A 6,240-nucleotide genomic window follows, 5' to 3' on the forward strand; every position below is an offset into this window, starting at 1 on the left:
TAATTTTTTACGCCGATCTACTTAATATATGAAATTTTGCAGCCTTTTTTGACACAAGAGGCATCTACTGAGGAAAGAATACTTGCCATCTTTACCGCCATTATACTTAGTAGAACCGGAGATTGGTTAGATGAATTTGATAGAGATATTAGAGCTAGGCTTTATGCCATTATTGAAAATCAAGTTTTTATACAAGATTTTTATGAATACTTAAACAGGCAAGAGCAAGATATTATTAGAAATATTTTATCTTTATTTCCCAAAAGTATTGGTGTGCAAATAGGAGTACGTGCTCCCACCTTTAAGATAAAAAGAGAAGCTATTTTTTTAGCCAATGCATTATTTTATCAATCTGAATGCCCAGATATAGAAATAGGTGAAATTATACAACCCTTGAGAAATGATGAAAATATTGAAGCCCTCAATACACTCATTTTAGCCGGAGATTGGCTAGATGAATATGATAGATATATTAGAGCTGAACTTAATGACAAAATAAAGGAATGGATTCAAAAAAATGCCGAATTTTTAATCAAACAAATTGAATTAATAAAATATACTAACCTTGGTAAAAAAAATGATAATCAATTAAAAAATATCAATAAAAAAGCAAACACAATATCAAAAAATAATAATTACAGCAATTATGAGCAATATTTAAATGCACAGCAGTGTTTAAACTCTCTATTTAATCAAGCAAAATCTTTCGTGGATAAAAATATAAATCTATATGCACAAAGGTTAATAAATCTAGATACACAAAGATCAAATATATACAATAAAATTTCAGATTTATTAGTTTTACTCCGGATTAAGCTACTGATTATACTACGTTTCCTAAATCTAGTATTTATTTATTTTGCACTCTTATTAATAGGGGCATTTATTATATTATTGGCTGCCTTATTGGTATTAAGCTTGGTAGTAGGTTTTATTTGTTTAATATACCAATTATTTCTGTCATACTTTATTCCATTTATATTATTTTTATTGCTTATATGCCTAAGCTCATTAGTAATATTTATAACTATTTATTTGAGCATAATAATACTAAAAAAAAGGCGCATTTTTTGGGGATTTATTACTTTTTTACATGGAATATTATTAATGCTTACTTGGAAAGCAGATCTAATGAATATTAGAAATAATTTTAACGGATCTATAAATCTTACAATTTGCACCACACCAGTACAAAATTTCTTGATTTTTATTGCAGATGAAATTGATTTAATCAACAACGTTTTCAATAAAAATTTTAGTTTATTTGTGACAACAACGAGAAACCTACTACAAGTTTCATCAATAAATCTATTACAAGTTTCATCGATTATTATCATATTAGCTATTTTATTTTTATCTGGCATACTAACTTATGAAAAAATGTTAGAGAATAAATTGAGGAAACTTAAGTATATTCAGAATAATTTATACAGCGAAAGAATGAAAACAAGTAATAATGCTTGCGTAAGTCCTAAATAGGTTAGAAAATACAATTTTTAGTGAGGTGTTTCTCCTGCAGAAGAGCTACGCTAACGCAAAAATTTTAGCGCATCGTTCATTCTTATATTAAAAATTCAATTTAAGGGCTAACTCGCCACAGTTAATTTGGTGTAACTATCTTAACTAGGAGAGTTATAATTTCTTTGCATGTTCAACCAAAATTATAACTCTCATGGCGATGTTCAAATATTCTCCCAACGTCATGCACTCTTGTATATTAAGAGAAGTAATGGAAGGAGTGTGGTTAAACTATCTAATTTTTTGATTACCAGAGGATTTTGCCATCGTCAAACTAATAGCCTCGGCTACCGCTTGATCCAAATTTTCTATCAACAGAGGTGCATTATCTAACGGTTGAATTTTGACTAAATATTTTTTTGCTTCATTTAATTGGGAACCAACCAAACGAACTACTAAATAAGGCATAGTTTCTGTAAAACGGTTTTTATTCCCACTAGAGCGTAATGTTTGGGATTTAAATTCATTCTCATGATTTTGCACAAATCGAGCGATTGTTTCCGCCACTACTGCTGCTTCAGAAATACTATCTAAGAAGTTCATCAGTATAACTTTGACACTTCTATCGGTAACTAAAACGTTTAATGCCTGTTCTAGACGCTGACTGAAAGTAGTTGGTTGGGAATCAGTTACAGAACTATGACGTAGATTCATGCACACCCCCGGTTTACCCCCAGCATTGACAACTAAATCTAATGTTGCCATCACTGAGCCTACACCATTCCCTAAAATTGCGATTTTTCCTCGTCCAGAATTATTTGATCTGCCGACGTATGAGCCGAGAGGAATGGTGGGATATTTCTCTAAAATTCTATCTTCTTTGGTTCTAATTTCTGGATGTCTTCTCAGGGATCTTTCATTTACTATCACACTACCATTGAGTGCCATCAGTTGACCGCGATTATTAATGGCTAATGGATTGATTTCCACTAGATCCAAATCTTTTTGGATAAACAAATGATACATCTTCTCAATTACCGTGCTGATTGATTGCATAGAACTTCCATGCAAGTCCATTTTCAGGGCTAATCGACGGGCATAAAATGGAGAAAATTCTTCTTCTACCAATACATACTGCATTTTCTCCCCTGCTGATTCCCAATCAATGTCAGCTTCCTGGCAGCCTAAAAGGACTGGACGACAAACTGCTGTATCTAAGACTACAGCCAGGTAAAATTCTGCTACCTTCTCATATTTTGTTTCTGCTAATAATGCCTCTGGTAATTCCCCCAAAATGGGTAAATTGAAAATAGTTTGAGCTGCTGCGATCGCATCAATGGTGGTGCCGACAAACCTGACTCCACCAGCTTTTGCCCTATTTCTACCATGCACCTGAGATTTGAGGACAATCGGATAATTTATTTGTAATCGTTTCAAGTCAGTGGGATGGTCTATTTTTTGAGAAGGTAATACAGGAATATCCATTTCCCGAAACCAATTTTTGACTTGATATTCTAATAAATCCATATACTATAAACCTTGTATTCCCACTTCCAAAAATTAACCGAGGTGACAGACAACACACTAAACCTACACTACGATCACGAACTCTAGTTTTTTATCGGCACAATCAACTATATTTTTCTGCTATCAATTTTATCTAATTCAGTATATTTTTAATTTTGGTGAAAGTAAAAAAAATGTGTTAGAAAGTTGTTCGTTTAGATATTAAGTTTATGAACGGGGTGTAGGGTATAGGAAACTCCATACTTAAAAAAAGGGGCTTGCAACCAGATTTCGGGGCTAATTCTTCCCCTACACTCGCCTCGTGGGCGCAGGCGCCCTGCAAGGGCTAGGGGCTTGGTCATTCAGTCAACTATGTGCCCACATTCAATGAATGAATCTCCAATATCTAAACCATCACACAGACAGAAAACCAGAATCACCAACGGGATAGATGGATGAAATTAGAAGAACGGCAAGAATATTTAGAGTTGTTAAATAATACTTTACAAGAACACTTGCGTGCAGAAATTCCATCAGGTGAATTTTTCCAAGTCAAGTGTGTTGTCAAAAATGAGCGACTGATGATTCTGACCCAACATCCCCAAGGTGTGATAACCGATAGGGAGAAAATATTTGCTGTCATCGAAGAGGCTTTAGAATCATCATCTTTCCTAGAAGAATCACAAGTAGAAATTTTTTTGAGGGCGGTTGGGTCGAAACTTCCCTATGCAAAACGGGATTTGAATATTGTTAAGGAGATCATTCCCTCTGTTATTGATATAGAATTGCCGGGAGAAGATATTCCCCAAGATGAACCAGTAGATGCTGCTGTTTCCTCATCACTTGATGATTATGATGTAAATGCCGAAAAATCATGGGCTCCAGCCTTAACGGAGGATGATTATGATGTCAATACTGAAGAATCATCGGTTCTACCTCCGACTATGGAAAATTCTGAAAGTCAGGATTTTGACCCTCTTGCTGATGCACCAGATTTAAGCCATTACTCAACAATTAAGCATCGATACTCTACTAGATCTTTCATTCTTTGTGGGGGGTTATTAGCAATCACTATGTTTGGATTGGGTGCATATGTGGTGACTCGCCCTTGTGTGATCTCAGGGTGTCAACCGATCCAAGTTGCCACAGAACTACAACAAAAACCTTTCCGACTCCAGGGGAATAACACCAGTCCCATGGCAGAACTAACAAAATTACAAACAGAAATAGAACAAGCGATCGCTTCCCTCAAACAAATACCCCCCTGGTCATCTCGTCACCAGGAAGTAGAACCACTGACAACCAAATTGTCAGCTCAAGAGGAAGAAGTTAATCTGTTACTCAAAGCCTTACAAGTATCAAAACAGGCAGTACAAAAAACCCAAACCCCTAAACAAAGTCTCCAGGAATTACAATCGACCCAACAGTTGTGGCGACAGGCGATTCTTCCTCTGGAAGCAATTAATAGCAAAAGTCCATTCTATGGATGGGTAAGTCCAACATTGTCTGTTTATCGCCGAAATTTGCAAACCGTCAATCGACGGCTACGCACCGAAGATAAATGGTTAAAGAAACTAGAATCGGCTAAATCGGTAGGGATAGTAGCTCAGAAACGACAAGGTAAGGCTAAATCTTTACAGGAATTACAAAAAACCCAATCGACTTGGGAAGTCGTAGTTAATGCTTTGAACATCATCCCTCCAAATAGCTTGGCACATGCAGACGCACAAAAGCTTTTAGTGCAATATAAACCAAAACTAGCTAATGCTCGTTTAAAGGCTGCAAAAGAACAAATGGCTAATAAAACCTATAATCAAGCCCTTAATGCTGCCAAACAGGCTCAAATCTATGAAAAACAGAATCAGTGGCAGGCATCTGTCAACCAATGGAACCAGGCTGTAATCGCAATTCAACAAATCTACCGAGATAGTTCTTATTATGACAAGGCAAAACCTCTGCTAACACCGTATAATAACTCGTTAAAAAGAGCAAAAACACAACTCCAAGTTTTTAATCAACTACAAAGGGCTCGTACCGATTTGGGAAAAACCTGTGTTAATAGTGGTATTGCCATTTGTAATTTTACAGTCAACTTGCAGGCGATCGCAGTTCGCATTACTTCTGAGTATGAACAAGTTATTGCCAAGAGTTACGAAAATAATTCATCGATTACCACTACTAATCACTTACAGACATTACAGCAAGCCCTAGAAATAATTAGTGATAATGCAGGCATTCCTTTAGCTATTTATGATGCTCAAGGTAATCAAATTTATCAACATACACCTAGAAGGTAGAGTCATCCAGAAAATGATTCGCAATGCCTTTTAGTCGTTACAGGGTGGCTACGCCAACAGAGGAAATACATTTACATAATTATAGTAATTTCAAATAAAAAACAGATAGTTCGTATGGACTTGATTTGAGTGGAGTGTGTAGGGGTGCTTTGACTCATCCCACCCGGATTTATATCTGGGTGACAGCTAAGAAAAAGCTACAGGACGCGGTTTTAAACCATCCCGTAGCTTCTTTTGAGAATCCCTTTGTCTTCAGGTAGGGGAGCAGTCAAAAATTTTCATCTATATTTAGGATGATAAACTAGCATTCTTATATAATTTTTTTCTATAGCTATTGACTTGGGAATAATAAATCAGCTATCTCAGGCAGACTATATTCGATGATTAAGCAGCAATAATTTTATAAATCATTACTTTAAATTAGTGTTACAAGTATTTATATTTATAAAATTAATCGTAAAATTTGCATTTACTTGAAGCGACAAAAAAATCAGAGTAAAACTCGAAAAGCTGATCAGACAATAATTAGGGATTTTCTTTTGGCTGAAAATAATTTATGCAAAAATATATATGGTTCATTTTTATGACTATATACATACTACTTTTGACATAAATTGATGCTTGGCGATCGCATAAGATATTTTTTTCATTCATTTGTTTCATTTTGAAATAAATTCGTTACAATTAGGAAGCTAATCACAGATGAGTGATATCAACAATAGATAGAACTCTGGTGGCTTATATAGTGCATAAAAATAGTTTATGGGGTATATAAGTTACATTTGTGATGAACCTGAATTTTGAATAGATTGAGGCTAAAAACAGCTAATTTTTTAGTTGTACATTAATGTAGTTTCAATTTGTATTTAACTCGATTAACTTTCACGCAAGTAATTATGTGCTGATTAAGTTAATAATTACCAAGCAAGCATTTGCTTCTCAATAAACACACAAGAAAACTAATCGCTTCAATATAAGT

Annotated in this window: 3 protein-coding genes; 2 read left to right on the forward strand and 1 reads right to left on the reverse strand. The window is 34.8% G+C overall.

Annotated features, from left to right (window positions below; translation table 11 throughout):
* The first annotated feature begins 36 nt into the window (after nucleotides 1-36).
* Entirely contained in the window at nucleotides 37-1,479 is a 1,443-nt protein-coding gene (locus CALSC_RS16690) for a hypothetical protein (protein WP_088242439.1), read from the forward strand.
* Between the two features lie 270 nt (nucleotides 1,480-1,749).
* Here CALSC_RS16690 and CALSC_RS16695 read toward each other — a convergent pair whose 3' ends face one another.
* Nucleotides 1,750-2,985, reverse strand: coding sequence for an ATP-grasp domain-containing protein (locus CALSC_RS16695; protein WP_088242440.1), 1,236 nt, complete (start codon nucleotides 2,983-2,985; stop codon nucleotides 1,750-1,752).
* A 434-nt stretch (nucleotides 2,986-3,419) separates the two neighbouring features.
* Between CALSC_RS16695 and CALSC_RS16700 the strand changes: the two genes are divergently transcribed.
* Nucleotides 3,420-5,261: a hypothetical protein gene (locus CALSC_RS16700; protein WP_088242441.1), complete on the forward strand. Its 1,842-nt coding sequence runs from the start codon at nucleotides 3,420-3,422 to the stop codon at nucleotides 5,259-5,261.
* Nucleotides 5,262-6,240: the final 979 nt, after the last annotated feature.

Origin of the sequence: Calothrix rhizosoleniae SC01 (assembly GCF_900185595.1) — a bacterium.
GTDB classification, from domain to species: Bacteria; Cyanobacteriota; Cyanobacteriia; order Cyanobacteriales; family Nostocaceae; genus Calothrix_A; species Calothrix_A rhizosoleniae.